Origin of the sequence: Pseudomonas sp. CJQ_9 (assembly GCF_043106615.1) — a bacterium.
Classification (GTDB): Bacteria; Pseudomonadota; Gammaproteobacteria; order Pseudomonadales; family Pseudomonadaceae; genus Aquipseudomonas; species Aquipseudomonas juntendi.
The window spans coordinates 154750-180659 of sequence record NZ_JBICMS010000090.1 but is presented as its reverse complement, the minus strand read 5'-3'; the positions used below and the strand labels follow the sequence as shown (position 1 = coordinate 180659).

Annotated in this window: 26 protein-coding genes; 19 read left to right on the top strand and 7 right to left on the bottom strand. The window is 63.2% G+C overall.

The genetic code is table 11. The features are described from left to right. Positions 1-75 precede the first annotated feature (75 nt). The 6 genes from cysT (at position 76) to ACF8SD_RS18435 (ending at position 5392) form a co-directional block, all read left to right on the top strand. A complete protein-coding gene (cysT, locus tag ACF8SD_RS18460; protein ID WP_392483488.1) occupies positions 76-894 on the top strand; it encodes a sulfate ABC transporter permease subunit CysT in 819 nt (272 codons plus the stop codon). 11 nt (positions 895-905) lie between these two features. Then, the gene (gene cysW, locus ACF8SD_RS18455; RefSeq protein WP_009683703.1) at positions 906-1778 is read left to right on the top strand and encodes a sulfate ABC transporter permease subunit CysW; all 873 of its coding nucleotides are present in this window, start codon (positions 906-908) and stop codon (positions 1776-1778) included. A 3-nt stretch (positions 1779-1781) separates the two neighbouring features. Then, positions 1782-2771 (top strand): sulfate/molybdate ABC transporter ATP-binding protein, encoded by a 990-nt coding sequence (locus ACF8SD_RS18450; protein ID WP_392483489.1) that lies wholly within the window; start codon positions 1782-1784, stop codon positions 2769-2771. 201 nt (positions 2772-2972) lie between these two features. Next, positions 2973-3554, top strand: a complete 582-nt coding sequence (locus ACF8SD_RS18445) for an alpha/beta hydrolase (RefSeq protein WP_173891489.1) — start codon at positions 2973-2975, stop codon at positions 3552-3554. A gap of 48 nt (positions 3555-3602) precedes the next feature. Then, a complete protein-coding gene (locus ACF8SD_RS18440; RefSeq protein WP_054913347.1) occupies positions 3603-4445 on the top strand; it encodes a sigma 54-interacting transcriptional regulator in 843 nt (280 codons plus the stop codon). A 161-nt stretch (positions 4446-4606) separates the two neighbouring features. Then, positions 4607-5392, top strand: a complete 786-nt coding sequence (locus ACF8SD_RS18435; protein WP_054905155.1) for a MetQ/NlpA family ABC transporter substrate-binding protein — start codon at positions 4607-4609, stop codon at positions 5390-5392. Positions 5393-5554: 162 nt separating this feature from the next. Here ACF8SD_RS18435 and ACF8SD_RS18430 read toward each other — a convergent pair whose 3' ends face one another. Next, the gene (locus tag ACF8SD_RS18430) at positions 5555-7918 is read right to left on the bottom strand and encodes a penicillin acylase family protein (protein WP_392483490.1); all 2364 of its coding nucleotides are present in this window, start codon (positions 7916-7918) and stop codon (positions 5555-5557) included. A gap of 85 nt (positions 7919-8003) precedes the next feature. On the opposite strand from ACF8SD_RS18430, the gene ACF8SD_RS18425 reads away from it, so the two are divergent. After that, positions 8004-8570 (top strand): sugar O-acetyltransferase, encoded by a 567-nt coding sequence (locus ACF8SD_RS18425; protein WP_392483491.1) that lies wholly within the window; start codon positions 8004-8006, stop codon positions 8568-8570. Here the strand turns inward: ACF8SD_RS18425 and ACF8SD_RS18420 are convergent. Next, on the bottom strand, positions 8549-9118 hold the full coding sequence (locus ACF8SD_RS18420) for a DUF6436 domain-containing protein (RefSeq protein ID WP_392483492.1): 570 nt from the start codon (positions 9116-9118) through the stop codon (positions 8549-8551). The two genes, ACF8SD_RS18425 and ACF8SD_RS18420, sit on opposite strands and share 22 nt — an antisense overlap. 217 nt (positions 9119-9335) lie before the next feature. On the opposite strand from ACF8SD_RS18420, the gene ACF8SD_RS18415 reads away from it, so the two are divergent. Beyond that, entirely contained in the window at positions 9336-10262 is a 927-nt protein-coding gene (locus ACF8SD_RS18415; protein WP_392483493.1) for an alpha/beta hydrolase, read from the top strand. Here ACF8SD_RS18415 and ACF8SD_RS18410 read toward each other — a convergent pair whose 3' ends face one another. Further along, positions 10263-11015: a DUF2059 domain-containing protein gene (locus ACF8SD_RS18410; RefSeq protein ID WP_054913341.1), complete on the bottom strand. Its 753-nt coding sequence runs from the start codon at positions 11013-11015 to the stop codon at positions 10263-10265. Positions 11016-11128: 113 nt separating this feature from the next. Between ACF8SD_RS18410 and ACF8SD_RS18405 the strand changes: the two genes are divergently transcribed. Both ACF8SD_RS18405 and ACF8SD_RS18400 read left to right on the top strand, forming a co-directional pair. After that, positions 11129-11761, top strand: coding sequence for a 2OG-Fe(II) oxygenase (locus tag ACF8SD_RS18405; protein ID WP_054913349.1), 633 nt, complete (start codon positions 11129-11131; stop codon positions 11759-11761). Further along, positions 11748-12239 (top strand): DUF523 domain-containing protein, encoded by a 492-nt coding sequence (locus ACF8SD_RS18400; RefSeq protein ID WP_009683690.1) that lies wholly within the window; start codon positions 11748-11750, stop codon positions 12237-12239. Before ACF8SD_RS18405 ends, ACF8SD_RS18400 begins: the two co-directional genes overlap by 14 nt. Positions 12240-12311: 72 nt before the next feature. Here ACF8SD_RS18400 and ACF8SD_RS18395 read toward each other — a convergent pair whose 3' ends face one another. Then, a complete protein-coding gene (locus ACF8SD_RS18395; RefSeq protein ID WP_054913340.1) occupies positions 12312-12800 on the bottom strand; it encodes a transporter substrate-binding domain-containing protein in 489 nt (162 codons plus the stop codon). Positions 12801-13024: 224 nt separating this feature from the next. On the opposite strand from ACF8SD_RS18395, the gene ACF8SD_RS18390 reads away from it, so the two are divergent. Beyond that, positions 13025-13501: a DUF4399 domain-containing protein gene (locus ACF8SD_RS18390; RefSeq protein WP_029887614.1), complete on the top strand. Its 477-nt coding sequence runs from the start codon at positions 13025-13027 to the stop codon at positions 13499-13501. Positions 13502-13651: 150 nt separating this feature from the next. On the opposite strand, the gene serA is transcribed toward ACF8SD_RS18390, so the two are convergent. Further along, positions 13652-14881, bottom strand: a complete 1230-nt coding sequence (gene serA / locus ACF8SD_RS18385; protein ID WP_009683687.1) for a phosphoglycerate dehydrogenase — start codon at positions 14879-14881, stop codon at positions 13652-13654. 171 nt (positions 14882-15052) lie between these two features. Between serA and ACF8SD_RS18380 the strand changes: the two genes are divergently transcribed. The 4 genes from ACF8SD_RS18380 to ACF8SD_RS18365 all read left to right on the top strand — a co-directional run bounded on the left by ACF8SD_RS18380 (position 15053) and on the right by ACF8SD_RS18365 (position 19236). After that, positions 15053-16450 (top strand): FAD-binding oxidoreductase, encoded by a 1398-nt coding sequence (locus tag ACF8SD_RS18380; protein ID WP_392483495.1) that lies wholly within the window; start codon positions 15053-15055, stop codon positions 16448-16450. A 25-nt stretch (positions 16451-16475) separates the two neighbouring features. Continuing rightward, positions 16476-17141, top strand: coding sequence for a fumarylacetoacetate hydrolase family protein (locus tag ACF8SD_RS18375; protein WP_009683685.1), 666 nt, complete (start codon positions 16476-16478; stop codon positions 17139-17141). Positions 17142-17322: 181 nt separating this feature from the next. Then, entirely contained in the window at positions 17323-18243 is a 921-nt protein-coding gene (locus ACF8SD_RS18370) for an SdiA-regulated domain-containing protein (protein WP_274411178.1), read from the top strand. Positions 18244-18333: 90 nt separating this feature from the next. Next, positions 18334-19236 (top strand): SdiA-regulated domain-containing protein, encoded by a 903-nt coding sequence (locus ACF8SD_RS18365; protein ID WP_110679523.1) that lies wholly within the window; start codon positions 18334-18336, stop codon positions 19234-19236. Between the two features lie 102 nt (positions 19237-19338). Here the strand turns inward: ACF8SD_RS18365 and rpiA are convergent, their stop codons facing one another. Next, positions 19339-20013: a ribose-5-phosphate isomerase RpiA gene (rpiA, locus tag ACF8SD_RS18360; RefSeq protein WP_173891478.1), complete on the bottom strand. Its 675-nt coding sequence runs from the start codon at positions 20011-20013 to the stop codon at positions 19339-19341. Positions 20014-20146: 133 nt separating this feature from the next. Here rpiA and ilvA point away from each other — a divergent pair, with 133 nt between their 5' ends. The 4 genes from ilvA to ptsP all read left to right on the top strand — a co-directional run bounded on the left by ilvA (position 20147) and on the right by ptsP (position 25060). Further along, positions 20147-21661, top strand: a complete 1515-nt coding sequence (gene ilvA, locus ACF8SD_RS18355; protein ID WP_009685079.1) for a threonine ammonia-lyase, biosynthetic — start codon at positions 20147-20149, stop codon at positions 21659-21661. Positions 21662-21704: 43 nt separating this feature from the next. Beyond that, complete coding sequence (locus ACF8SD_RS18350) at positions 21705-22130, top strand: DUF2269 domain-containing protein (protein WP_009685080.1); 426 nt, start codon at positions 21705-21707, stop codon at positions 22128-22130. A 148-nt stretch (positions 22131-22278) separates the two neighbouring features. Beyond that, positions 22279-22758 (top strand): RNA pyrophosphohydrolase, encoded by a 480-nt coding sequence (locus ACF8SD_RS18345; protein ID WP_003249017.1) that lies wholly within the window; start codon positions 22279-22281, stop codon positions 22756-22758. A gap of 22 nt (positions 22759-22780) precedes the next feature. After that, positions 22781-25060, top strand: coding sequence for a phosphoenolpyruvate--protein phosphotransferase (ptsP, locus tag ACF8SD_RS18340; protein ID WP_009685081.1), 2280 nt, complete (start codon positions 22781-22783; stop codon positions 25058-25060). 58 nt (positions 25061-25118) lie between these two features. Here ptsP and ACF8SD_RS18335 read toward each other — a convergent pair whose 3' ends face one another. Next, complete coding sequence (locus ACF8SD_RS18335) at positions 25119-25865, bottom strand: NRDE family protein (RefSeq protein ID WP_392483496.1); 747 nt, start codon at positions 25863-25865, stop codon at positions 25119-25121. Positions 25866-25910 lie beyond the last annotated feature (45 nt).

Genomic DNA, 25910 nt, shown 5'->3' with positions numbered 1-25910 from the left:
ACGCAGCCCAGGATTCAAAAGCCTGTACCGACCCCGGCTCGATACAGGGCCGAGTGCATTCAACCAGGGATATTTATGTCACGTCGCATTTCCCCCGTCATACCCGGCTTCGGGCTGACGCTGTGCTACACCTTGGTGTACCTCAGCCTGATCGTGCTGATACCGCTGGCGGCCATGTTCATCCATGCCTCGCAGCTGACCTTCGAGCAGTTCTGGAACATCATCAGTGCGCCGCGGGTAATCGCCGCGCTCAAACTGAGTTTCGGCACTGCCCTGTTTGCGGCCATTATCAATGGTGTGATTGGCACCCTGCTGGCCTGGGTGCTGGTGCGCTACACCTTCCCGGGGCGCAAGGTCATCGATGCGATGATCGACCTGCCGTTCGCGCTGCCCACGGCCGTTGCCGGTATCGCCCTGACCGCGCTTTACGCCCCCCAGGGCTGGGTCGGTCAGTTCGCCACCGACCTGGGCTTCAAGATCGCCTACACCCCACTGGGCATCACCCTGGCGCTGACGTTTGTCACCCTGCCGTTCGTGGTGCGCACCGTGCAGCCGGTTCTGGCCGACATCCCGCGTGAAGTGGAAGAGGCTGCGGCCTGCCTGGGCGCCAAGCCGCTGCAGGTGTTCCGCCACATCCTGGCGCCGGCCCTGCTGCCCGCCTGGCTGACCGGCTTTGCCCTGGCCTTCGCCCGTGGCGTGGGCGAGTACGGTTCGGTGATTTTCATTGCTGGCAACATGCCAATGAAGACCGAGATCCTGCCGCTGCTGATCATGGTCAAGCTCGACCAGTACGACTACACCGGGGCGACCGCCATTGGCGTGTTGATGCTGGTGGTTTCCTTCATCCTGCTGCTGCTGATCAACCTGCTGCAGCGCCGTATCGAAACCCCTTGAAGGAGGCCGGCATGTCCAGTTCATCCCTGAGTGCAAGCGCGGCCGCCAACGCCGCCCGCCGCGGCAGCGCCACTTCGCGGCGTATCCTGATCGGCCTTGGTTGGCTGGTGTTCGTGCTGTTTTTGCTGTTGCCACTGGTCATTGTGGTATCGCAGGCGCTGAAGAACGGTTTTGGCACCTTCTTCGAGGCGATCCTCGAACCCGACGCCTTGTCGGCGCTGAAACTGACCCTGCTCGCCGTGGCCATCTCGGTGCCGTTGAACCTGGTGTTCGGGGTAAGCGCCGCCTGGTGCGTGAGCAAGTACACCTTCCGCGGCAAGAGCATCCTGGTCACCCTGATCGACCTGCCGTTCTCGGTGTCGCCGGTGATCGCCGGCCTGGTCTACGTGCTGATGTTCGGCGCGCAGGGCCTGTTCGGGCCGTGGCTGCAAGACCACGATATTCAAATAGTCTTCGCCCTGCCGGGCATCGTCCTGGCGACCATTTTCGTCACCGTGCCGTTCGTGGCCCGTGAGCTGATCCCGCTGATGCAGGAGCAGGGCACGCAAGAGGAGGAGGCCGCGCGGCTGCTCGGCGCCAACGGCTGGCAGATGTTCTGGCACGTGACCCTGCCGAACATCAAATGGGGGCTGATCTACGGCGTGGTGCTGTGTACTGCGCGGGCCATGGGCGAGTTTGGCGCGGTGTCGGTGGTGTCCGGCCACATTCGTGGCGTGACTAACACCCTGCCGCTGCACGTGGAAATTCTCTACAACGAGTACAACCACGTCGCGGCCTTCAGCGTGGCCAGCCTGTTGCTGATCCTGGCGCTCTTCATCCTGCTGCTCAAGCAGTGGAGCGAGAACCGTATTAACCGCCTGCGCCACGGCGCCGCGGAGGAATGACTCATGTCGATCGAAGTTCGTAACGTCAGCAAGCGCTTCAACAGCTTCCAGGCCCTGGACAACATCACCCTGGACATCAACAGCGGCGAGCTGGTGGCCTTGCTCGGCCCGTCCGGCTGCGGCAAGACCACCTTGCTGCGCATCATCGCCGGCCTGGAAACCCCGGACCAGGGCAACATCGTGTTCCATGGGGAGGACGTGTCGGGCCGCGACGTGCGCGACCGCAACGTGGGGTTCGTGTTCCAGCACTACGCACTGTTCCGCCACATGAGCGTGTTCGACAACGTGGCGTTCGGCCTGCGCATGAAGCCCAAGGGCGAGCGCCCAAGCGAAAGCAGGATCGCCGAGAAAGTGCATGAGCTGCTGAACATGGTGCAACTGGACTGGTTGTCCGACCGCTACCCTGAGCAGTTGTCGGGTGGCCAGCGTCAGCGCATCGCCCTGGCCCGGGCACTGGCGGTGGAGCCCAAGGTGCTGCTGCTGGATGAGCCGTTCGGTGCGCTGGATGCCAAGGTGCGCAAAGAACTGCGCCGCTGGCTCGCGCGGCTGCACGAAGACATCAACCTGACCTCGGTATTCGTCACCCACGACCAGGAAGAAGCCATGGAGGTGGCAGACCGCATCGTGGTGATGAACAAAGGCGTGATCGAGCAGATCGGTTCGCCGGGCGAGGTGTATGAGCAGCCGGCCAACGATTTCGTGTACCACTTCCTCGGTGACTCCAACCGCCTGGCGTTGAGCGAAGGGCAGCATGTGCTGTTCCGGCCGCACGAGGTGTCTTTGTCGCGCCATGAAACCGAAGGCCACCATGCGGCCGAAGTGCGCGACATTCGGCCGTTGGGCGCGACTACCCGGGTGACCCTGAAGGTGGAAGGGCAGAGCGAGTTGATCGAAGCCGAAGTGGTCAAGGACCACGATAGCCTGACCGGCCTGGCGCGTGGTGAGACGCTGTTCTTCCGGCCGAAGGTTTGGCAGAAGCTGGCGGACATCTGAGTCGCTGTGGCTGATGCAAAGCCCGGGGTTGGTCCCGGGCTTTTTTGTACCTGTGAGATTGCCGCGGCTGCTTTGCAGCCCGTCGCGGCGCAAGGCCGAACCTGCATTTTGGTTATTAATAAATAGCTTCTTATTCCTTTACGAATATAACCCTGTCCTTATACTGGCCTCCAAGCACGCAAACTTACTGGAGGCGTCCCCATGCGCAATGAGTCGATTCGTTACCTGATTGTGCCGGGCTGGCAAGGATCGCCGGACCACCACTGGCAAAGCCACTGGCAACGCACCCTGCCCAACAGCGCGCGGGTCGAGCAGCATGACTGGTTGACCCCGCAACGCCAGGACTGGGTGCAGGCGCTGGAACAGGCGATTGCCGCCGAGACCTCGCCAGTCATCCTGATCGCCCATAGCCTAGGCTGCATCACCGTCGCCCATTGGGCCGCGCAGGCCAGCCCGGCGTTGCTGCGGCGGGTGAGGGGGGCGTTGCTGGTGGCGCCTGCGGACGTCGAGCGGCCCGCCTGTGCGTCGGCGCTGCGCAACTTTGCGCCGATTCCGCTCGGGGTGTTGCCATTTCCCAGCCAGGTTGTCAGCTCGGACAACGACCCTGCTGTGAGCGTGCCGCGGGCGTTATACCTGGCCCAGGCCTGGGGTGCCGAAGCGGGCTTGCTGAGCAACGCCGGGCACATCAACGTCAAGTCCGGGCATGAGCGCTGGGAACAAGGCTTCGCCTACTTGTATCGCTTGCAAAGCCGGGTCGAGCAGCGGGCACTGCGCCGCGCCTGATTGGCCCCTGTACGCCCGGCCACCGCAGGCCTGGGGCGGGAGTTTTTCATGACTTTCCAAAACCCGTTTGGCCAGCCGCTGCTGACCTTTCCTGAACTGGACAAAAGCCCGTTGAGCATCCGTGCCAAGGCATTGGTGTTCATCGACCCACGCTCGCAGCGGCTGCGCGATGAGCTTGAGCTCCTGGCGCCGCAACCCTTGCCGGTGCTGATTCGTGGCGAGACCGGTACCGGCAAGGAGCTGCTGGCGCGGCAGATCCACCGTACCAGCGACCGTAGCGGGCTGTTCGTGTCTGTCAACTGCGCGGCCATCAGCCCGACCTATGCCGACGCCGAGTTGTTCGGCTATAGCGCTGGCAGCCATGGCGGTACGGCCAGCAGCCGCGCCGGCTGGTTTGGCTCGGCCAACGGCGGCACGCTTTACCTGGACGAAATCGCCGACTTGCCGCTGGCCATCCAGGGCAAGCTGCTGGCAGCGCTGGAGAACCGTGAGGTGATGCGTGTTGGGGCGCAACAACCACAGCCGGTGGATGTAAGGCTGGTAGCCGCCAGCAGCATCGACCTGGCTCGGGTGGTGCGTGCCGGTCGCTTCAACGAGCGGCTCTACCACTACCTGCATGAAGGCGCGCTGGAGCTGCCGCCATTGCGCGAGCGGCCAGGCGATATCCTGCCGTTGGCCGAGTATTTCGTGGGTATCTACAGTACCCGGCTGCAGCGCCCGGTGCCCCTGGTGAGCGAGGCCGCGCAGCAGGTGCTGGAAGCCCACCCGTGGCCGGGCAATACCCGCGAGCTGGAGAATGTCATTCACTTTGCCTTGCTGGTAAATGATAGCGCCGAGCTGTTGCCCCATGACTTCGACCTGCCAAGACCGCTGGCGAGCCATGGCTCATAAGCAAAACCCGTAGTGACTGTATTTTTTGGAATAACTAGCGAAATAAAAGATATTGTTACGGAATAAAAATTCTAGGTATTGTCCGCCTCACGCCCACTGGTGAAGCGGTTGGGCAGCCGATTCGCCATCGCCGATGGCCCAGATTCAGAATAAGGACCACCATGAAGAAGACCCTGCTGACCACCGCCCTGGCCGCCGCCCTGGCGTTTTCCGGCCTGGCCGCCGCTGCCGAGAAACTGGTGGTTGCCGCTACCCCGGTACCGCACGCCGAAATCCTCGAGCTGATCAAGCCTACCCTGGCCAAAGAAGGGGTGGACCTGCAGATCAAGGTCTTCACCGACTACGTGCAGCCGAACGTGCAGGTGGACCAGAAGCGCCTGGACGCCAACTACTTCCAGACGCTGCCTTACCTGAAGAGCTTCAATGAAGGCAAGGGCACCCACCTGGTAACCGTGGTTGGCGTGCACGTCGAGCCGTTCGGTGGCTATTCAAAGAAGGTCAAGAGCCTGAGCGAGCTGAAAGAGGGCGCCACCGTTGCCATTCCGAACGAAGGGAGCAACAGCGGGCGTGCTCTGATCCTGCTGCAGAAGGCCGGCCTGATCACCCTGAAGGACCCGAAGAACGCCCTGGCCACCCCCAAGGACATTGCCGAGAACCCGAAGAACCTGAAGTTCCGCGAGCTTGAGTCGGCCATGCTGCCACGCGTGCTGGACCAGGTGGACCTGGACATGATCAACACCAACTACGCCCTCGAAGCCGGCTTGAACCCGGCCAAGGATGCGCTGGTGATCGAAGGTGCCGACTCGCCGTACGTGAACTTCCTGGTCGCGCGCCCGGACAACAAGGACAGTGATGCCATGCAGAAACTGGCCAAGGCCCTGACCAGCCCGCAAGTGAAGGAATTCATCGCCAAGAAGTACCAGGGCGCCGTACTACCGGCGTTCTGATCCGCCAGCAGTCATCGAAAAAACGCCGACGCCCATGTGTCGGCGTTTTTGCTTCCGGCCGCAGCGCCCCTACCAAATCGCCATCTTGTAGGAGCGGCCTTGTGTCGCGATGGGCTGCAAAGCAGCCCCGGCAATCTCAAAGCTACATACCAACCAGAGCAATCACTGCGCCGGCACCAGCCTGAGCGTGCTCTGCGCCGGAATCACCCCCATCTGCGCCTTCTGATACCGCCCTTGCACATACCCCTCGGCCTGGTCTGCGTAATGCCGGTCGAAGGGCACGCCACTCTGCCCGACCGGGTTGCTGGTCAGCGCCTGCCCGGCATCGGCAAAGTCGATCAGCCGCCGCGTCGAGGGCCCGTAGGTGACCGGCCATGGCGCCGGGCCGATTTTCGCCGACAGGTTGTTCGGTACTTCATGTGTACCGGGGGCGGCGAATGGCCCAACGTTGAACAGCAGGTTCAGCGGCTTCTTCACCCCCAGGGGGTGGTTGTGGGTCAAGGTATGGGCCTTGCCCCACTGCCAGCGCGACGGGTCGTCGCCCAGGGTGTCGCGCAGGTGCTTCAGGCTGTTGTGCCATGCCGTACGCACCACTTGGGTCCGGTCGGTGCGCTGGTCGCCACCCCGGGTATTCCACCAGGGCGAATCGGCATCCGCCGCCAGCCGTGGCAAGGCGGCGTCGATGGCGCGGGTACTGATCAGTACCGGGAACCAGCTATCGCCCAGTTCATCATGCAGGGCCGAGTAGGCCAGCTCGTAAAGGAACTGGTTGAACAGGGTGGCGCTGGTCGAGTCCAGCGGGTAATCGCCCGCCCAGGCGGCCAGTTGTTCCACCAGTTCCTTTTCTTCATCACCTTCGGCTATGGCACGCAGGGTCGCCAGCAGCGGGGCCAGCGTGCGCGGGCCATAGTCGCTGGTGGTGTCCAGCTGTAGCGCCTGGCTGTTCTGGGTGTCCCACTTCACCTCAGGGTTGGCCAGCTGGCGATCGAGCTGGCGGCCACGATCGGGCAGGTTGTAGTACCCCGGTATCGGCACCGCCGCCGGTGGCTGGTAATTGGCCGAGACGATATAGCCGCGGGCCGGGTTCTCCTGCTGCGGGTTGGCGCTGAAGGGGTAGAAACCGAGCTTGTCGGCCTGGCTGCTGGCGCCGTCGAGGATGAATGCCGGGTCTACGCCGGCTGGGCGTATCGGCAGCTTCGCTGCCGCCCACCAGCCGATATCACCGCGGGCGTTGGCCCAGACGAAGTTCAGCCCCGGCGCATGGACCTTGGCTGTGGCTTCGCGCATCTTGCCCAGAGAGTCGGCGCGGTTGAGCTGGTAGAAACCCTCGAGGATCGGGTTTTCGGTTTCGAGAAACGCCCACCACAGGGCTACTGGCGTGGTGCCGGCGATATTGCCCAGTACATCGTTGACGATGGGGCCATGGGGCGAGCGACGCAGGTTGAGGGTGACTGGCGCTTCACCCTTTACCGCAATCTGCTGCTGGGTGGTTTCCAGTGTGTGCCACCGGCCATCGACCATGACCTGGTTGCTGTCGGCCGGGTTGGTGCGTTCGGCGATCAGGTCTACATCATCGTTCTGGAACATGGTCAGGCTCCAGCCGAAGTCGCGGTTGTGGCCGAGCAGGGCGAACGGGTTGAGCGCCTGAAAGTAGCCGTACAGGTTGAAGCCGGGGGCCGACAGTTCGGCCTCGTACCACACCGCCGGCACTGCAAAACTGATGTGCGGGTCGCCTGCCAGCAACGGCCTGCCACTGCGTGTGCGGCTACCGGCGACGGCCCAGGCATTGCTGCCCTCGAACTGCGCAATGCCGGCATCGCCCAGTGCTTCGTGGCTGAGCCGCGCCAGGCCCTCGAGGCTGCGCCAGTCGGCCGCGGCCAGCGGTTTGCCCAGGGCCCCCTCGGGCTGCCAGCCCAGGTCGAAAATGTTCAGGTAGTCAGGGCCCAACTGGTCGCGGATGTAGGTCAGCGCCGGTTCGGTGCGAAACGCTGCGGCAAAACTGTACGCCAGGTAGCCGGCGATACTCAGGGTGTCTTCGGCGGTGAACGGGCGTGGGGTGATACCGAGCAGGTCGAACTCCACCGGCTTGGGGTGGCTGGCCTGCCAGCGGTTGACCCCGTCGAGGTAGGCTTGCAAGGCCAGGGCGGCCGGCGATTGCGGGTCTTGGCGCCTGGCCATCAGCGCGGCTTGCTCGCGTATGCGCAGGCTGCGGAACAGCGTGTCGGTGGGCAGCAGCTTGTCGCCCAGCACCTCGGCCAGTTCGCCACGTGCCAGGCGGCGCATGATCTCCATTTGAAACAGCCGGTCCTGGGCATGCACATAGCCCAGCGCACGGTACAGGTCCGCCTCGTTCTGCGCTTGCAGGTGCGGCACGCCGCGGCTGTCGTAGCGCACGCTGACCGGCGCCTGCAGGCCGGCCATCGCCACTTCGCCTTCACGCTGTGGCAGCTTGCCCTGTGCATACCAGTAACCAGCGCCAGCGGCCGCGGCAACAACCACGGCCAGTAGGGTCAGGCTGCGCTTCATGCAGACTCCTTGAGCTATCTACGAAAAAAAAGGGTCCGACCTTGGGTGGATGCGCGAACGAGCATAGCCCTAGGAAGGAGTTTCCATGGCACTCAGCGAAAAACAGAAGATGCTTACTGGCCAGCTCTACCACGCTGGCTGCCCTGAATTGCAGGCCGAGCAGATCGCCAGCAAGCACTGGATGCACCGCTACAATAACAGCGTGGAACTGCTTAACGACGCCCGTCATGGCTTGCTGCGCGAACATTTTGGCCACGTGGGCGAGGGCACCGTGATCCGCCCACCCTTCTACTGCGACTATGGCTACAACATCCGCGTCGGCCGCAACACCTTCATCAATTTCAATTGCGTGATGCTCGACGTGGTGCCGGTGTCTATCGGCGATGACTGCCAGATCGGCCCCAATGTGCAGATTTACGCCGCCGACCACCCGCTGGACCCCGACGTGCGGCGCAGCGGGCTGGAAAGCGGGCGCCCCGTGATCATCGGCAACAATGTGTGGATCGGCGGTGCGGCGATCATTCTGCCGGGTGTGACCATTGGCGATAACGCGGTGGTTGGTGCCGGTAGCGTGGTGACCCGGGATGTGCCAGCCGGTGCCACGGTGGTGGGTAACCCCGCACGGGTGCGTCAGCCTGCCCAAGGGCAATAGCAGCCAATCGCCAGGGTATTGGAGGCGCTGACCTGGCGGCCGTCGAGCAGTGCCTTGAGAACAGGTTCGATGAAGCTGTTGCTGGCATTGCAGACAGCGCCTTCGCTGTAGGGGCCGAAATAGGCCAGGCGACCTCGCCGATCCCAGATGGCCACGGCCGGCGAGGCGGGCAGGTGTTCGCTACCGGGCAGGCTGCCCAGCGGTTGCAGCCCGGTAAGGTTGGCCGGCAGCTGGCCATGGCTGCCGGGCTTTTGCAGCACGTGGAAAGCCACGCCCTGTTCCGCGAACTGGCTGACCAGGTCGGCAAGGTGCTGTTGATTGCCGACATTGCAAGGGCAGGCTGGGTCCCAGAAGTGCACCACACGGATCGGGCCCGGGCCGGCCAGCTCGGCGGGGAGCTGTAACTGGCTGCCGTCGAACAGCGTGGCCTGGTTGTCGAAGGGGCGCAGGTAACGGGCCTGGAAGGTGGTGTAGACCTGCCAAAGGGTGGCGGCGCAGAGCAGCAGGGCGAGGCTCATCAGGGCAGGTTTGGCGAGGCGGGTTTGCATGGATATCTGCTGGTATTTTTGTGGTGGGTTCACTGGCCCTGCCGCCCGCAAGGCAGCCCCCACAGGTTGTCAACGGCCTGAGGCCTGGTGATATCCCTGTGGGAGCTGGCTTGCCGGCGATAGGGCCAGTACAGGTAATGCATGGCCGAAGCTTGCCACGATGCCGGCCAGAGCTGAATATCCCAGATCAATACTTGCTTCGCTGTGGATGTACCCGATGCCCCCAGACTTTCAGCCCGACCGCCTGCGTGCCAGCCTGGCGCCGTTCACCGCGCGCCATCCGCTGTCGATTCAAGCGCAGAATTACCAGCGTTTCTATGGCCTGAACCTGTCGGCCCACAGCTGGCTGGGCGGTTTCCAGGCCGCGGGGTTCGAGTTGGTCGGGCAGGCTTGGCTACCCGAGCAGCCAAGCGCGACGCTGTTCCTGCTGCATGGCTATTACGACCACATGGGCCTCTATCGGCATGTGATCGAGTGGGCGCTCGGGCAAGGTTTCGCGGTCATCAGCTGCGACCTGCCCGGCCATGGGCTGTCCAGCGGCGAGCGGGCGAGCATCAGCGACTTCGCGGTGTACCAGCAGGTGCTGCAGGCCCTGTTCGAACAGGCATGTGCGTTGCAGCTGCCGCGGCCATGGCATTTGTGCGGGCAGAGCACGGGTGGGGCGATCGCGGTGGACCATTTGCTGCACCAAGGTGCCCATAGCCCTGTGGATGGCCAGGTCATTCTGCTGGCGCCGCTGGTGCGGCCATGTGCCTGGCGTTGGTCCAAATTCAGCTATCGCGTGCTGCGCCATTTCGTCAATGGTATCGAGCGGCGCTTCAGTGAGAACACCAACGACCCTGCCTTCCTGCCGTTTCTCCAGGCCGACCCCCTGCAACCGCGCCGGCTGCCCACCGCCTGGGTGGGTGCCCTGATCGCCTGGGTCAAACGCATCGAGGCTGCGCCCAAAAGTACGCGGCGGCCATTGATCGTACAGGGAGAGGCCGACGGCACGGTGGATTGGCCATACAACCTGGGGGTGCTGAAGGCCAAGTTCGCTGAGCCGCAGATCCTGATGCTGCCCGACGCGCGTCACCATCTGGCCAACGAGCTGCCAGGCATTCGCCAGCGCTACTTCGATTTCATCGACCAGCGCCTGGGCTGATCACTTCAGGTCATTGCTGCTCTGGCCCACCGCCAGGCCGGCACGCACCGCGGCCAGTGCCGCCTGGTAGTAGGCCTTGCCGTCGGGCGACTCGGCAAAGGTGGCGAACTCTTCCAGTTCGGCGTCGGACAGGTCGCGGTAGACGTACAGCAACGTATTGTTGAGGTCTTCGCCAATTTGCCCCATGAGCCGCTGGCGCTGACCGTCGAGCAGGCCTTGCGCCTGGCCGCCGCCGAACAGGCCGGGGATCATCGAGCTGAGGCTGTCGGCCGCCACGCCGGCGATGGCCAGGCTGACTTCGGCGCCAGCTTCGCGTGCTGGCAAGGCCTGAGCCAGGTGGCCAATGATCAGCAGGCGGTCATCGCTGGCCTGCATTTTCGGCAAGCCCTTGGCGTTTCTGGCCAGTTCATCCTTGCGCGTGGCCTTGAGCTCGGCGGCTACCACCTTGCGCCCCAGCGGCGACTGGAAGAACGCCAGGGCCGGTGCCGGGTTGGCCAGGCTGGCGCGCAGCTTTGCCTGGGCACGACGGTCTACCGCCTGGGCCTGGAAGCGCTGGTTGCTGTTGTCGACCAGCGCCTGGTACACGGCGGGCGGTAAACTGTTGCGGTAGCGCGCCTGGGCGGCGGTGAGGGCATCGTTGAAGTGGGCGCGCTGGTCGGGCCAGCCGGCAGCCTTGTACAGTTGATCCAGGTTATCTGCCCAGACAGGCGTGGTGCAGATCATCAGCAGAATCAGGGAAAACAGACGGCGCATTCAGGACTCCTGTCGGCAGGCGACCATTGTCCTTGGCCCGGCGCCGGTTTGTCGAGATATGTGCGTGTTTCTCGGCCAAGTGGCGCTGTGCGCCGCCAGGGCGAATGGATATGATGCGCGCCATGCATACTTCCCCCGAAAACCCGATGCTCGCGGCCGTCGTTGACGATCTGGCCACCCATGGCTGGTCCCAACAGGCGCTGTTTCTGCCTGTGGACCTGGCGCGCGCGTTGGCGGTCGAGTGCCGGCGCCGTTATGCCGAAGGCGAACTCAACCCGGCCGGGGTGGGGCGCGGTGATGCCCAGGAAGTACGCGAAACCATTCGCGGCGACCAGATCCAGTGGATCGACCCTGGCCAGGCCGAGGCTTGCGACCAGTACCTGGCGGCCATGGACCAGTTACGGCTGGCCATCAACCAGGGCCTGTTTCTCGGCCTGCAGGATTTCGAGTGCCATTTTGCCCTGTACCCACCCGGGGCATTTTATCGCCGGCATCTGGACCGCTTTCGTGACGACGATCGGCGCATGGTCTCGGCGGTGTTTTACCTGAACGAAGACTGGCAGCCGCAGGATGGTGGGCAGCTGCGCATGTTCCTGGCCGACGGTGCCGAGCCCCTGGTCGAGCCGCTGGCAGGTTGCCTGGTGGTGTTCCTGTCGGGTGAGGTGCCTCACGAAGTGCTGCCCGCCGGGCGTGAGCGCTTGTCGTTGACGGGCTGGTTCCGGCGGCGTGGCAATGACCCGTTCTGATTTGCCCAGGGTGCTGGTCAGCGCTTGCCTGCTGGGGCAACCGGTGCGCTATGACGGTCGCACCAGCGGCCACCCGCACTTGTTGCAGCAGTGGCAGGCCGAAGGCCGCGTGGTGCCGTTGTGCCCGGAAGTCGCCGGCGGGTTGCCGACCCCTCGGCCACCCGCGGAGATACCAGGCGGGCAAGGTGGGCAGGTGCTCGACGGCAGCACACAGGTGATCACTGTCATGGGCGAAGATGTCAGTGCGCAGTTCCTGGCCGGCGCGCAGTTGGCGCTCGTACTGGTGCGGCGGCATGGCATTGGTGTGGCGGTATTGAAGTCGGGCAGCCCTTCATGTGGCAACCGCTTGACCTATGACGGCACGTTCAGTGGCGTGAAGGTGGCCGGGGAAGGGGTCACAGCGGCGCTGCTGCGGCGGGCGGGGGTGCAGGTGTTCAGTGAGCTGGAGCTGGACCAGGCGCAGCGGGCCTTGGGGTAGCCCTGCGCCGGCTGTGGAGTGAGTGTGGGAGCCGGCTTGCCGGCGATGAGGGCGGCACAGACCGCACAAACCTCATTGCCCGGCCGCAGTCTCCTGCACACCCTTGAACCACTTCTGTTCCAGCTCGGCCGTGCGGCCACTGTCCTTCAACCGCTGCAGCGCATTGTTCAAAGCACTTTCAAACGCCGGGTTGTCCTTCTGGAACGGGATCACCAGTTTCTTCTCGCCAAACGGCAGGCTCGCGTCAAGCGGCCCGTCACTCTTGAGTGCTTCGCTCGCTGGGGTCAGCGCGACATCATACTTGCCGCTTTCCACACCCGGCAGTACCTCGTCCGCAGGGGCCTCGACAAATTCGGCACGCAGGTCGAGTTCGCGGGCCAGGTCCTGGCCAAATTCCACATCGAAACCGCTCAGCCGCTCGTCTTGCTTGAACGCATAAGGCGGGTTGTCGGCTTGTACGGCAATGCGCAGTTCGCCCCGGTCGGCGATTTCGTCGATCAGCTCCGCCTGGGCCAATGGACTGATCAGTACTGCCAGCAGTACCCCTATGGTCGAACGCATTGAAGGCCCCTTTTTCTTTTACAGGTGAATAACTTTCGTCATGGCTTTATTCCTCGTCATGATCGAACGCAGCCTAAGACCTTGGCGCCTCGGCATTGTTTAACCCTGACTTAAATTTTTCTGTCAGGCAACGTGAACACCTTGGCGCATATTTCAACTAAGGTGAACTACCGCCGCTGTTGGATGACAAGCTGCGGTCAATGAGTGAATCACAGGAGAAGTGAATGAACAGCCTATTTTCGCGTGCTGCCGTTGCCGGTTTGCTGATGGGAGCGTCGGTGTTGGCCAGTGCCGCAGACGCCCTGAAGAGCCAGGAGCCGCCCAAGGATGCCAAGGTCTTCATCGTTTCCCCCGCCGATGGTGCCACCGTCGACAAGACCTTTACCGTCAAGTTCGGCATTGAAGGCATGGGCCTGAAGCCTGCCGGCGACCAGACCCCACACACCGGCCACCACCACTTGCTAGTGGATGTGGACAAAGAGCCCGTCGCCGACATGCCGCTGCCGACCAGCCTGATGCCAGAGGCCGGCACCGCACTGCCAGCCGGGCCGCAGGTGCTGCATTTTGGCAAGGCACAGACCGAAACCAGCATTACCCTGACCCCGGGCAAGCACACCCTGCAACTGGTGCTGGGTGACCAGTATCACGTGCCGTTCAAGCCGAGCGTCGAGTCGAAGAAGATTACTGTCGACGTGAAATAGGTGTTGGGCTTTTCGCGGGCTCGCCCGCTCCCACAGGGGGGGCCGCAAGCTTCGGGTTTGCGGTGATCCTGTGAGAGCGGGCGACGCCGCTTCCACCGGCAAAAAAAAGGGAGGCCACCAGGGCCTCCCTTTTTCATGCTGCACGCAAACTCAGAACAGTACGCGGGAACGGATGGTGCCTTTGACCTGTTGAAGTTTTTCTTGCGCCAGGTCGGAGTACTCGGCGTCTACGTCGATTACCACGTAACCGACTTTCTCGTTGGTCTGCAGGAACTGACCGGAGATGTTGATACCGTTCTCGGCGAATACCTTGTTGATCTCGCTGAGTACGCCCGGGATGTTTTCGTGAATGTGCAGCAGGCGGTGCTTGCCTGGGTGCGCTGGCAGTGCCACCTCAGGGAAGTTGACCGAAGACACCGAAGTACCGTTATCGCTGTACTTGACCAGCTTCTCGGCCACTTCCAGGCCGATGTTGGCCTGGGCTTCGGCAGTGGAACCACCGATGTGCGGGGTGAGGATCACGTTGTCCAGGCCGCGCAGCGGGCTCTCGAACTCTTCGTCGTTGGAGCGTGGCTCGACCGGGAACACGTCGATGGCAGCGCCGATCAGGTGCTTGTCCTTGATGGCGGCGGCCAGGTGGTCCAGCTCGACCACGGTGCCACGCGCGGCGTTGATCAGGATCGCGCCCTTCTTCATCGAGCGGATTTCCTTCTCGCCGATCATCCACTGGGTGGAGGGCAGCTCAGGCACGTGCAGCGAGACGATGTCGGCCAGGCCCAGCAGTTCGTGCAGGCTGGTGACCTGTACGGCGTTGCCCAGTGGCAGCTTGGTCAGCGGGTCGTAGAAGTAGACCTGCATGCCCAGGTTTTCGGCCAGGACCGACAGCTGGGTACCGATCGAGCCGTAGCCGACGATGCCGAGTTTCTTGCCGCGAATCTCGAACGAGTTGGCTGCGCTCTTGATCCAGCCGCCACGGTGGCAGGAGGCGTTTTTCTCTGGGATGCCACGCAGCAGCAGGATCGCTTCGGCCAGTACCAGCTCGGCGACCGAGCGGGTGTTGGAGTAGGGCGCGTTGAACACGGCGATACCGCGCTCGCGGGCAGCTTCCAGGTCCACCTGGTTGGTGCCGATGCAGAAGCAGCCAACGGCGACCAGTTTCTTGGCGCAGTCAAAGATCTCTTCGGTGAGCTGGGTGCGCGAACGGATGCCAATGAAGTGGGCATCGGCGATCTTTTCCTTCAGCTCGGCTTCCGGCAACGAACCAGTGAGGTATTCGATGTTGGTGTAGCCGGCGGCCTTGAGGGTATCGACCGCGTTCTGGTGCACACCTTCAAGAAGAAGGAACCGGATCTTGCTCTTGTCGAGAGAAGTCTTGCTCATCTGCGTAAACCTGTATCCCGGAGAAAAAATGGCGAGGGGTGATGCCAGGCGCGAGGGCGGCCTTAGCATGAACAGCGGGAGCGCTATGCTAGCATACGCGACACAATCTGAGCTTATCCCGACAGGTGAAGAGTGCTCAGGGTGACTATGAATAAGTCGAGAGTTCCAGCGATGACCCACCCCGCTGCAATTGAAGAACTGATGACCCTTGTCGACCCTGGCAAGGTCCTGACCGACCCGGCATCCCTAGACGCCTATGGCAAGGACTGGACCAAGCACTATTCACCGGCGCCCAGCGCCATCGTGCTGCCCAAGACCATCGAGCAGGTGCAGGCCATTGTCCGCTGGGCCAATGCGCACAGGGTGGCGCTGGTGCCGTCGGGTGGGCGCACCGGGCTCTCCGCGGGGGCCGTTGCGGCCAATGGCGAAGTCGTGGTGGCCTTCGACAACATGAACCGGATTCTCGACTTCAATGCCTTCGACCGCACGGTGGTTTGCCAGCCCGGGGTGGTCACCCAGCAGTTGCAAAGCTACGCCGAAGCGCAGGGCCTGTATTACCCGGTAGACTTCGCTTCCAGCGGTTCCAGCCAGATAGGCGGCAACATCGGTACCAATGCCGGCGGCATCAAGGTAATCCGCTACGGCATGACCCGCAATTGGGTGGCCGGGCTGAAGGTGGTGACGGGCAAGGGCGAGCTGCTGCAGCTGAACAAGGACCTGATCAAGAACGCCACCGGCTATGACCTGCGCCAGCTGTTCATTGGCGCCGAAGGCACGCTGGGTTTCGTGGTGGAGGCCACCATGCGCCTGGACCGCGCCCCGCGCAACCTCACCGCCATGGTGCTGGGCACGCCGGACTTCGACTCGATCATGCCGGTGCTGCACGCCTTCCAGGGCGGGCTCGACCTCACCGCCTTCGAATTTTTCTCGGACAAGGGCCTGGCCAGGATCCTGGCGCGTGGTGATGTGCCGGCGCCGTTTGCCACCGACTGCCCCTTTTATGCGCTGCTGGAGTTCGAGGCCAGCACCGAGGCAGTCGCCAACCAGGCACTGGCCACCTTCGAGCATTGCGTCGAGCAGGGCTGGGTACTGGACGGGGTGATGAGCCAGAGCGAAATCCAGCTGAAAAACCTGTGGAAGCTGCGTGAGTACCTGTCGGAAACCATCTCGCACTGGACCCCGTACAAGAACGATATTTCAGTCACGGTCTCGAAGGTGCCGGCGTTTCTGCGCGATATCGATGCCATCGTGGCCGAGCATTACCCGGATTACGAAGTGGTGTGGTACGGCCATATCGGCGATGGCAACCTGCACCTGAACATCCTCAAGCCCGAGCACATGGACAAAGACGCGTTCTTTGCCTCGTGCGCCAAGGTCAACAAGTGGGTGTTCGAGATCGTCGAACGCTACAACGGCTCGATCTCTGCCGAGCACGGCGTAGGCATGACCAAGCGCGACTACTTGGGCTATAGCCGTTCAGCCGAAGAAATTGCCTGCATGAAGGCGATAAAGGCCGTGTTCGACCCTAACGGCATCATGAATCCGGGTAAGATCTTCGCTCCTGAATAAAAAGCAGCATGCAGAGGAGTCGGCCATGAGTTACCAGCACCAGTATGTAGACGGCACGCGCATCCACTTCCCATTGGGCAAGGTGGTGTGCATTGGCCGTAACTATGCCGAACACGCCAAGGAACTGGACAACCCGATCCCCAGCGAACCGCTGCTGTTCATCAAACCCGGCAGTTGCGTGGTCGCCGCGCAAGGCGGCTTCAAGATCCCGACCGAGCGCGGTTCGGTCCATTACGAGGCAGAAATCGCCGTGTTGCTGGGCAAGTCACTGTCCACGCACCCCAGCGAGGAAGAGGTGCTGGACGCCATATCCGGCTACGCCCCGGCCCTGGACCTGACCCTGCGCGACGTGCAGGCCAAACTGAAGGAAAAAGGCCTGCCATGGGAGCTGGCCAAGAGCTTCGACGGTGCCTGCGTACTGCCGCCGTTCGTCTCGGCTGCCAGCTTCCCGGACGTGACCGACATCCCGGTACGGCTGACGGTGAACGGCGAAGTACGCCAGGACGGCAACAGCGCAATGATGCTCAACCCTATCGTGCCGATGATTCAGCACATGGCCGCGCATTTTTCGCTGCTGGCGGGGGATGTGATCCTCACCGGCACCCCGGCGGGCGTGGGGCCGTTCAATGTCGGTGACGAGCTGGTGCTGGAGCTACCGGGTGTCAGCCGCTTCGAAAGCCGGGTGCTCTGAGCCCTGTGGGAGCGGCTCCGGCAATAGGTGCTTGACGCATGAATCCCGGGGGCGCTTCGCACCCCTTTCGCGACACAAGGCTGCTCCCACAAAGAATTCGCGTCCAGGCAGGATTTGGCGTTTTTTTCACACCCAATGCGGATAATGCGCGCATCTACGCCCACTGCTTCAGGACCCCTGCATGCCATCACCCACCAACGCCCCGGCAACCCCCAAGCGTCGTTTCTACCTGCGCTGGCCCTTTGGCCTGGCGGTGGCGGCGGTGATTGGCTACGGCGTGGCCATGGCGATGCACTGGGATGACCGTGGTGCGCTGTGGCTGAAGGAAGGCTTCGAAAGCCGCGCCGAGCGCAGCGAAAGCGTATGGCTGCCGGATTACCAGGTAGACATCGATGCCAAGCCCCTGCCGGGCATGGACGATGACGAAGCGTCGGACGTGGCGTTCAACCCGCAGACCCGGACGCTGTTCGCGGTCATGGGCAAGAACCCGTTCCTGGTCGAACTGAGCCTGGACGGCGATGTGCTGCGCAAGATCCCGCTCAACGGCTGGAACAACCCGGAAGGCGTTGCCGTGCTGGAAGACGGTTACCTGGCCATCACCGACGAGCGCCTGCATGACCTGACCCTGGTCAAGGTGGACGGGCACACGGCGGTGCTCAACCACGCCGACTTCAAAAGCTATGACCTGGGGCAGTCGGTGAAAAGCAACAAAGGCTTCGAAGCCGTCGCCTGGGACCCGCTGCACCAGCGCCTGGTCATCGGCGAGGAGCGCCCGCCCAAGCTGTACACCTGGAACACCGATGGCCGCAGCCAGCTCAAGGGCGACAAGCAGCCGCTGCCAAGCGATCAGCTCGACTTGCGCAACCTCTCGGCGCTGGGTGTCGACCCGCGCACAGGCCACCTGTTGGTATTGTCGGCCGACTCCAACATGCTGCTGGAGCTGGACCAGCAGGGGCAGCAGGTCAGCTTCATGACTTTGCTCGGCGGGTTCAACGGCCTGCAAGGCACCATCCCGCGGGCCGAGGGGGTGGCGATGGACGACCAGGGCAACCTGTACATGGTCAGTGAGCCGGCATTGTTCTATCGCTTCAGAAAACCCTGAGCCAACAATCCGCTTTTTCGGATGCTGGCATTAAGCTTTATTTCAGTCATTCATGGTTAGATTCGCCATCCTTGTGCCGAGTCTGCCCGTATGCGTGGTTTTGTTCGTCTATCCCTTGTAATAGCCGTTGTCTGCCTGTGCCTGCTCGGCTGGGCCGGACATGAGTTCCGCCTTTACGAGCGCGCCTGGTTCAACCTCAAGACCTGGTGGCAGCCCGCCGAGCAGAGCATGGGGCTGGAGCGCTACCGGGTGGTGCTGGAAGCGCAGCCTATCGAAGGGTTGAACGACGATATATCGGCGCTGACCTACGACCCTGACCGCAAGACCCTGTTTACCGTCACCAACGCCCGTTCGGAGTTGATCGAGCTGTCGCTGGACGGGCGCATCCTGCGCCGCGTGCCGCTGACGGGCTTCGGCGACCCGGAGGCCGTGGAGTATGTCGGGCCAAACAGCTATGTGATTTCCGACGAGCGTCAGCAACGGCTGATCCGGGTGCGCCTGGACGACGACACGTTGTTCCTCGATGCCGGCGATGCCGAGCAGCTCAGCCTGGGCATTGGCCTGAACGGCAACAAAGGCTTCGAAGGCCTGGCCTACGACTCAGCGGGCAAGCGCCTGTTCGTGGCCAAGGAACGCGACCCGATGCTGATCTACGAGGTCCATGGCTTCCCGCACGACAACCCGGAAAAGCCCTATGCCGTGCATGTAGTACAGGACCGCAAGCGCGATTCACGGTTGTTCGTGCGGGACTTGTCGAGCTTGCAGTTCGATGAGCGCAGTGGGCACCTGCTGGCATTGTCCGACGAGTCGCGGCTGTTGCTGGAGCTGGATATCGAGGGCAGGCCGCTGAGTACCCTGTCGCTGCGCAAGGGCTACCAGGGCTTGCAGGCGACCGTACCGCAGGCGGAGGGGATTGCGATGGATGAGGCGGGAACCCTTTATCTGGTCAGTGAGCCGAACCTGTTCTATGTGTTCAAGCAGCCGGCTGACTGATCGTGTCAGGGCCCTTCGCGGGTAAACCCGCTCTTACAGATAGCTCGCCAGGCTCCAGGCCAGTGGAGATCGCTGTAGGAGCGGGTTTACCCGCGAAGCGGTTTAATTGGCCGTCAGGCTCTTCACACCTTCAGCAGTACCCAGCAACAGCAGGTCCGCCGGCCGCGCCGCGAACAGGCCGTTGGTCACCACGCCAACAATGGCGTTGATCTGTGCTTCCAGCTCTACCGGGTTGGTGATCTGCAGGTTGTACACATCGAGGATCACGTTGCCGTTGTCGGTCACCACACCCTCGCGGTACACCGGGTCGCCGCCCAGCTTGACCAGTTGGCGGGCCACGTGGCTGCGGGCCATCGGGATCACCTCGACCGGCAGTGGGAAGGCGCCGAGCACCGGCACCAGCTTGCTGGCATCGGCGATGCAGATGAAGGTCTTGGCCACTGCTGCAACGATCTTCTCGCGGGTCAGGGCTGCGCCGCCGCCCTTGATCAGGTTCAGGTGCGCGTCGCTTTCATCGGCGCCGTCCACGTAGAACTCCAGCTCGCTGACGCTGTTCAGTTCGTACACCGCAATACCATGCCCCTTCAGGCGCTGGGCAGTGGCCTCGGAGCTGGCGACGGCACCGTCGAAGGCGGTCTTGTGCTGAGCCAGGGCATCGATGAAGAAGTTGGCGGTCGAACCGGTACCGACGCCGACGACGCTCTTTTCATCCAGCTTGGGCAGAATGAAGTCGACAGCGGCCTGGGCGACGGCCTGTTTGAGTTGGTCCTGGGTCATGCGGGCTCCGGAAGGGGCAGGGCGGTTTCAAAGTTGCCTAGTATAACGGCTCGCACGGCTTTGCTGTGGTCGCCCGACGTAGCGCTGGGGTAGACTTCCAGCCCTTGTCCCGCGGCCCAGTGATGCTTTCCCGATGCTCGAACAGTACGTCAAGAAGATCCTCACCTCGCGCGTCTATGACGTTGCCGTCGAAACCCCGTTGCAGAGCGCGGGGCAACTGAGCAAGCGCCTGGGCAACCAGATTCTGCTCAAGCGCGAAGACCTGCAGCCGGTGTTCTCGTTCAAGATCCGCGGGGCGTACAACAAGCTGGCCCAGCTGACCCCGGAAGAACTGGCCCGCGGCGTGGTCACCGCCTCGGCCGGCAACCACGCCCAGGGCCTGGCCCTGGCCGCGCGCGAAATGGGCATCAAGGCCACCATCGTGATGCCCAAGACCACCCCGGAGATCAAGGTCGAAGGCGTACGCTCGCGTGGCGGCAAGGTGGTGCTGCATGGCGACTCGTTCCCCGAGGCGCTGGCTTACTCGCTGAAGCTGGTGGATGAAAAGGGCCTGGTCTATGTCCACCCTTACGATGACCCGCACACCATCGCCGGGCAGGGCACCGTGGCCATGGAAATCCTGCGCCAGCACCCTGGCCAGCTGGACGCGATCTTCGTGCCGGTGGGCGGCGGTGGCCTGATCGCCGGTATTGCCGCCTACGTGAAGTACCTGCGTCCGGAAATCAAGGTCATTGGTGTAGAACCGGATGACTCCAACTGTCTGCAGGCGGCCATGGCCGCGGGTGAGCGCGTGGTGCTGCCGCAGGTCGGGCTGTTCGCCGACGGCGTGGCGGTGGCGCAGATCGGCCAGCACACCTTCGATATCTGCCGCCACCATGTGGATGAAGTGGTCACGGTCAGCACCGATGAAATCTGCGCCGCAATCAAGGATATCTACGACGATACCCGCTCGATCACCGAACCTGCCGGCGCGTTGGGTGTGGCGGGCATCAAGCGTTATGTCGAACTGTACGGCGTGACCGGCCAGACCCTGGTGGCAATCGACTCCGGCGCCAATGTCAATTTCGACCGCTTGCGCCATGTGGCCGAGCGTGCCGAACTGGGTGAAAAGCGCGAGGCGATCATCGCCGTTACCATTCCTGAACGACCGGGCAGCTTCAAGGCGTTCTGCCAGGCGATTGGCAAACGCCAGATCACCGAGTTCAACTACCGCAAGCACACCTCGGACGAGGCGCATATCTTCGTGGGCGTGCAGACCCACCCGGAAAACGACCCGCGCGCAGCCTTGGTGCAGCACTTGAGCGAGCAGGGCTTCCCGGTAACGGACCTGACCGACAACGAGCTGGCCAAGTTGCACATTCGTCATATGGTCGGCGGCCACTCGGCTGGCGCCAGCGATGAAATGGTGCTGCGCTTCGAGTTCCCGGAACGGCCGGGGGCGCTGTTCAATTTCCTCGACAAGCTGGGTGGGCGCTGGAATATCTCGATGTTCCACTACCGTAACCACGGCGCGGCAGACGGGCGTGTGGTGGCGGGCCTGCAGGTGCCGGAAGACGAGCGTCACCTGGTGCCAGCGGCACTGGCCAAGATTGGTTACCCCTACTGGGACGAAACCGAGAACCCGGCTTACAAGCTGTTCCTGGGCTGAGCAGCTAAGCTGGGCCTAAGGCCTGCTCAAGGACAACGCACACATGGAACATCTGACCACCCTGAAAACACTGCACATCATCGCCACCGCACTCCTGCTGCTGGGTGCCCTGGGCCTGGCGGTGTGGACCGTGCGCGCCCGCCGCCAGGGCGATGCGCAGGCCTATGCCAAGCTGCTGCGCCGGCCGCTGGTGTTCGTGTGGCTGGTAATGGTGCTGTGCCTGGTAAGCATGCCGTTCACCGGCTGGTGGCTGGTGCACCTGGTCGGTTGGCCGCTGGGGCAGACCTGGGTGCTGGCGTCCAGCGTCATCTATACGCTTGGTGCGTTTGCCGTGTGGTGGCTGCTGGTGCGGCTGAACCGGCTGCGCAAGGCCGAGCCGGTAGGGTTGCGCTTCACCTTGGCGCTGGCGGTGTTCAGTGGCGTCTGCCTGCTGTCCATCGCCGGGCTGATGGGCGCCAAGCCAGTCTGACTAAGCAGCGGCCAACGCTTGCCTGCATCACCTTGCCTTCACCGAACAAGGAGTTTTCACGCCGCGGCACATAAGCGTGGCGGGCGCGTTGCTGCGCTCGCAAGCTTTGTGGAACAATGCGGTGACATGCGTTTGCGAGGTTGCTGCCGTGATCGACCCGGATGGTTTTCGCCCCAATGTCGGGATCATTCTCACGAATGATGCCGGGCAGGTGCTATGGGCTCGACGGATCAACCAGGATGCCTGGCAATTTCCCCAGGGTGGAATCAACCCTGACGAAACGCCGGAAGATGCCCTGTACCGCGAGCTGAACGAAGAAGTTGGCCTTGAACGCGATGATGTGGAAATTCTTGCCTGCACCCGTGGCTGGTTGCGTTATCGTTTACCGCAGCGCCTGGTGCGGACCCACAGCCAGCCGCTGTGCATCGGCCAGAAGCAGAAGTGGTTCCTGCTGCGCCTGGTGAGCAACGAACAACGGGTAAGAATGGACCTCACCGGCAAGCCGGAGTTCGACGGCTGGCGTTGGGTGAGCTATTGGTACCCGCTGGGCCAGGTTGTGACATTCAAGCGCGAGGTATACCGGCGCGCCCTGAAAGAGCTAGCACCGCGTCTTCTGACGCGCGACTGACGACGGAGTTCGACCCCGAGCCATGCTCAATACGCTGCGCAAGATCGTCCAGGAAGTAAACTCCGCCAAAGATCTCAAGTCGGCGTTGGGGATCATTGTCTTGCGCGTCAAGGAGGCCATGGGCAGCCAGGTCTGCTCGGTGTACCTGCTTGATCCGGAAACCAATCGCTTCGTGCTGATGGCCACCGAAGGCCTGAACAAACGCTCCATCGGCAAGGTCAGCATGGCGCCCAACGAAGGCCTGGTCGGCCTGGTCGGTACCCGCGAAGAGCCGCTGAACCTGGAAAACGCCGCCGACCACCCGCGTTACCGCTACTTTGCCGAAACCGGTGAAGAGCGGTTCGCCTCGTTCCTGGGTGCACCGATCATTCACCACCGCCGTGTGGTCGGGGTACTGGTCATCCAGCAGAAGGAGCGCCGCCAGTTCGACGAGGGCGAAGAAGCGTTCCTGGTCACCATGAGCGCCCAGCTTGCCGGGGTTATCGCCCACGCCGAGGCCACCGGCTCGATCCGTGGCTTGGGCCGGCAGGGCAAGGGCATTCAGGAGGCGCGTTTCGTCGGCGTGCCTGGCTCGCCAGGCGCTGCCGTAGGGCGTGCCGTGGTCATGCTGCCGCCTGCCGACCTCGAAGTGGTGCCCGACAAGGCCGTCGATGACATCGACGCCGAGCTCAAGCTGTTCGAAAACGCCCTTGAAGGCGTGCGCGAAGACATGCGCAAGCTGTCGGCCAAACTGGCGACGCAACTGCGCCCGGAAGAGCGCGCCCTGTTCGATGTGTACCTGATGATGCTCGAAGATGCAGCGCTGGGCGGCGAGGTGACCGCGGTCATCAAGACCGGCCAGTGGGCCCAGGGCGCCCTGCGCCAGGTGGTCGGCGAGCACGTCAACCGTTTCGAGCTGATGGACGACGACTACCTGCGCGAGCGTGCCTCCGACGTGAAGGACCTGGGCCGGCGTTTGCTGGCCTACCTGCAAGAGGCCCGCTCGCAGTCGCTGGTCTACGCCGACAACACCATCCTGGTCAGTGAAGAGCTGACCCCGGCAATGCTCGGCGAAGTGCCGGAAGGCAAGCTGGTCGGCCTGGTGTCGGTCCTGGGTTCGGGCAACTCCCACGTTGCCATCCTGGCCCGTGCCATGGGTATCCCAACGGTGATGGGCCTGGTCGACCTGCCGTACTCCAAGGTCGACGGCATTGAGCTGATCGTCGACGGTTACAAGGGCGAGGTGTTCACCAACCCGAGCGAAGTGCTGCGCAAGCAGTACAGCGACGTGGTCGAGGAAGAGCGCCAGTTGGCCCAGGGCCTGGATGCCCTGCGCGAGCTGCCCTGCATCACCCCCGACGGCCACCGCATGCCGTTGTGGGTCAATACCGGCTTGCTGGCCGATGTGGCCCGGGCCCAGCAGCGCGGTGCCGAAGGGGTGGGCCTGTACCGCACCGAAGTGCCGTTCATGATCAACCAGCGCTTCCCCAGCGAAAAAGAGCAGCTGGCTATCTACCGTGAGCAGTTGGCGGCCTTCCACCCGCTGCCGGTGACCATGCGCACCCTCGACATTGGTGGTGACAAGGCGCTGTCGTATTTCCCGATCAAGGAAGACAACCCGTTCCTTGGCTGGCGCGGCATTCGGGTGACCCTCGACCACCCGGAAATCTTCCTGGTGCAGACCCGCGCCATGCTCAAAGCCAGCGAGGGCCTGAACAACCTGCGCATCCTGCTGCCGATGATTTCCGGTATTCACGAGCTGGAAGAAGCGCTGCACCTGATTCACCGGGCCTGGGGCGAGGTGCGCGACGAAGGCACCGACGTGCCGATGCCGCCGGTTGGCGTCATGGTGGAGATCCCTGCGGCGGTGTACCAGACCAAGGAGTTGGCGCGGCAGGTTGATTTCCTGTCGGTCGGTTCCAACGACCTTACCCAGTACCTGCTGGCCGTGGACCGCAACAACCCACGGGTCGCCGACCTGTACGACTACTTGCACCCGGCGGTGCTACAGGCGCTGAACACCGTGGTGCGTGATGCCCATGGCGAGGGCAAGCCGGTCAGCATCTGCGGCGAGATGGCGGGTGACCCCGCGGCAGCGATCCTGTTGATGGCGATGGGCTTCGACAGCCTGTCGATGAACGCCACCAACCTGCCCAAGGTGAAGTGGATGCTGCGCCAGGTGAACATGGGCAAGGCCAAGGAGCTGCTGGTCGAAGCCTTGAGCCACGACAACCCGCAGGTTATCCACAGCTCGTTGCAGCTGGCGCTGAAAAACCTGGGGCTGGCGCGGATGATCGGGCCTGGGGCCAATAAAACCCTGTAAGGGGGGGGTGCCTGTTCGGGCCTCTTCGCGGGCACGCCCGCTCCCACGAAGGCGCTGTTCAGACCGACAGCTCAACTTCCCCCAGGTGTCCACCAAGCGGCCCGAAACTACGCTCGATCAGGCGTCTTCTGCCCTGATCATCCACAATCAGCACAGTACTCGCGCGTGTCCCATAACTCTGGCTGGTAATAAACACACTCGACAGCAGCTTCTCGGTCGCCATGCCCACGCCTGTGTCCGGTAGCTCCCCATCAGTTGCAGGCTCGCCATCGGCCAGCAGCGCCAGCAACTGTGGCGGCTCCGGCCTTTCCAGCAAGCTCTGCAGCCCGCTTCGGGCCTTCACCAGTTTCGGCCATGGGGTATCCAGCCTGGCATTGGACAGCCCGTACACCCCGGCTTCCAGCAGGCGCGGCGCCACGTCTGGGCCATGCAGGTAACCCAGCTGGCGCCCATCACCCACCAGCAGGTTGAACCCCGAATACTGCCCGCTACGGCTGGCCACCTCGTCCAGGTAAGCCTCAACCCCCAGCTCACCCCGTAGATACCCCGCCACCAGCTCGCCGCGCGAGCGGGGCCCCTGCGCCCGCCGCGGGTCACGGATATTGGTCAGCGCCGCAAAGCGCCCCTGTGGACCCACGCCCAGCCAGGTGCCACCGGCCTCCAGGTCCCGCCCGGCATGCACCCCGGGCGCATCCTCCCAGGCCGCCAGGGCCTGGGTAGGGCGGGCGTAGAATTCGTCGCGGTTGGCCGCGACGATCAGCGGCAGGGCGTGTCCCGGCCGCCAGGCGAATACGATCAGGCACATCGGTCAGGCCTCTGTGTTTTTTGTCACTGTACCCACAGCTGCGGG

Excerpts from the sequence above, each read along its gene's own strand:
- cysW (WP_009683703.1), top strand. The coding sequence starts at position 906 with ATGTCCAGTTCATCCCTGAGTGCAAGCGCGGCCGCCAACGCCGCCCGC.
- ACF8SD_RS18390 (WP_029887614.1), top strand. The coding sequence starts at position 13,025 with ATGAACAGCCTATTTTCGCGTGCTGCCGTTGCCGGTTTGCTGATGGGA.
- serA (WP_009683687.1), bottom strand. The coding sequence starts at position 14,881 with ATGAGCAAGACTTCTCTCGACAAGAGCAAGATCCGGTTCCTTCTTCTT.
- ACF8SD_RS18420 (WP_392483492.1), bottom strand. The coding sequence starts at position 9,118 with ATGCAAACCCGCCTCGCCAAACCTGCCCTGATGAGCCTCGCCCTGCTG.
- ilvA (WP_009685079.1), top strand. The coding sequence starts at position 20,147 with ATGCTCGAACAGTACGTCAAGAAGATCCTCACCTCGCGCGTCTATGAC.
- ACF8SD_RS18375 (WP_009683685.1), top strand. The coding sequence starts at position 16,476 with ATGAGTTACCAGCACCAGTATGTAGACGGCACGCGCATCCACTTCCCA.
- ACF8SD_RS18445 (WP_173891489.1), top strand. The coding sequence starts at position 2,973 with ATGCGCAATGAGTCGATTCGTTACCTGATTGTGCCGGGCTGGCAAGGA.
- ACF8SD_RS18400 (WP_009683690.1), top strand. The coding sequence starts at position 11,748 with ATGACCCGTTCTGATTTGCCCAGGGTGCTGGTCAGCGCTTGCCTGCTG.
- ACF8SD_RS18440 (WP_054913347.1), top strand. The coding sequence starts at position 3,603 with ATGACTTTCCAAAACCCGTTTGGCCAGCCGCTGCTGACCTTTCCTGAA.
- ACF8SD_RS18410 (WP_054913341.1), bottom strand. The coding sequence starts at position 11,015 with ATGCGCCGTCTGTTTTCCCTGATTCTGCTGATGATCTGCACCACGCCT.
- cysT (WP_392483488.1), top strand. The coding sequence starts at position 76 with ATGTCACGTCGCATTTCCCCCGTCATACCCGGCTTCGGGCTGACGCTG.
- ACF8SD_RS18405 (WP_054913349.1), top strand. The coding sequence starts at position 11,129 with ATGCGCGCCATGCATACTTCCCCCGAAAACCCGATGCTCGCGGCCGTC.
- ACF8SD_RS18425 (WP_392483491.1), top strand. The coding sequence starts at position 8,004 with ATGGCACTCAGCGAAAAACAGAAGATGCTTACTGGCCAGCTCTACCAC.
- ACF8SD_RS18415 (WP_392483493.1), top strand. The coding sequence starts at position 9,336 with ATGCCCCCAGACTTTCAGCCCGACCGCCTGCGTGCCAGCCTGGCGCCG.
- rpiA (WP_173891478.1), bottom strand. The coding sequence starts at position 20,013 with ATGACCCAGGACCAACTCAAACAGGCCGTCGCCCAGGCCGCTGTCGAC.
- ACF8SD_RS18450 (WP_392483489.1), top strand. The coding sequence starts at position 1,782 with ATGTCGATCGAAGTTCGTAACGTCAGCAAGCGCTTCAACAGCTTCCAG.
- ACF8SD_RS18365 (WP_110679523.1), top strand. The coding sequence starts at position 18,334 with ATGCGTGGTTTTGTTCGTCTATCCCTTGTAATAGCCGTTGTCTGCCTG.
- ACF8SD_RS18380 (WP_392483495.1), top strand. The coding sequence starts at position 15,053 with ATGACCCACCCCGCTGCAATTGAAGAACTGATGACCCTTGTCGACCCT.
- ACF8SD_RS18435 (WP_054905155.1), top strand. The coding sequence starts at position 4,607 with ATGAAGAAGACCCTGCTGACCACCGCCCTGGCCGCCGCCCTGGCGTTT.
- ACF8SD_RS18430 (WP_392483490.1), bottom strand. The coding sequence starts at position 7,918 with ATGAAGCGCAGCCTGACCCTACTGGCCGTGGTTGTTGCCGCGGCCGCT.
- ptsP (WP_009685081.1), top strand. The coding sequence starts at position 22,781 with ATGCTCAATACGCTGCGCAAGATCGTCCAGGAAGTAAACTCCGCCAAA.
- ACF8SD_RS18350 (WP_009685080.1), top strand. The coding sequence starts at position 21,705 with ATGGAACATCTGACCACCCTGAAAACACTGCACATCATCGCCACCGCA.
- ACF8SD_RS18395 (WP_054913340.1), bottom strand. The coding sequence starts at position 12,800 with ATGCGTTCGACCATAGGGGTACTGCTGGCAGTACTGATCAGTCCATTG.
- ACF8SD_RS18335 (WP_392483496.1), bottom strand. The coding sequence starts at position 25,865 with ATGTGCCTGATCGTATTCGCCTGGCGGCCGGGACACGCCCTGCCGCTG.
- ACF8SD_RS18370 (WP_274411178.1), top strand. The coding sequence starts at position 17,323 with ATGCCATCACCCACCAACGCCCCGGCAACCCCCAAGCGTCGTTTCTAC.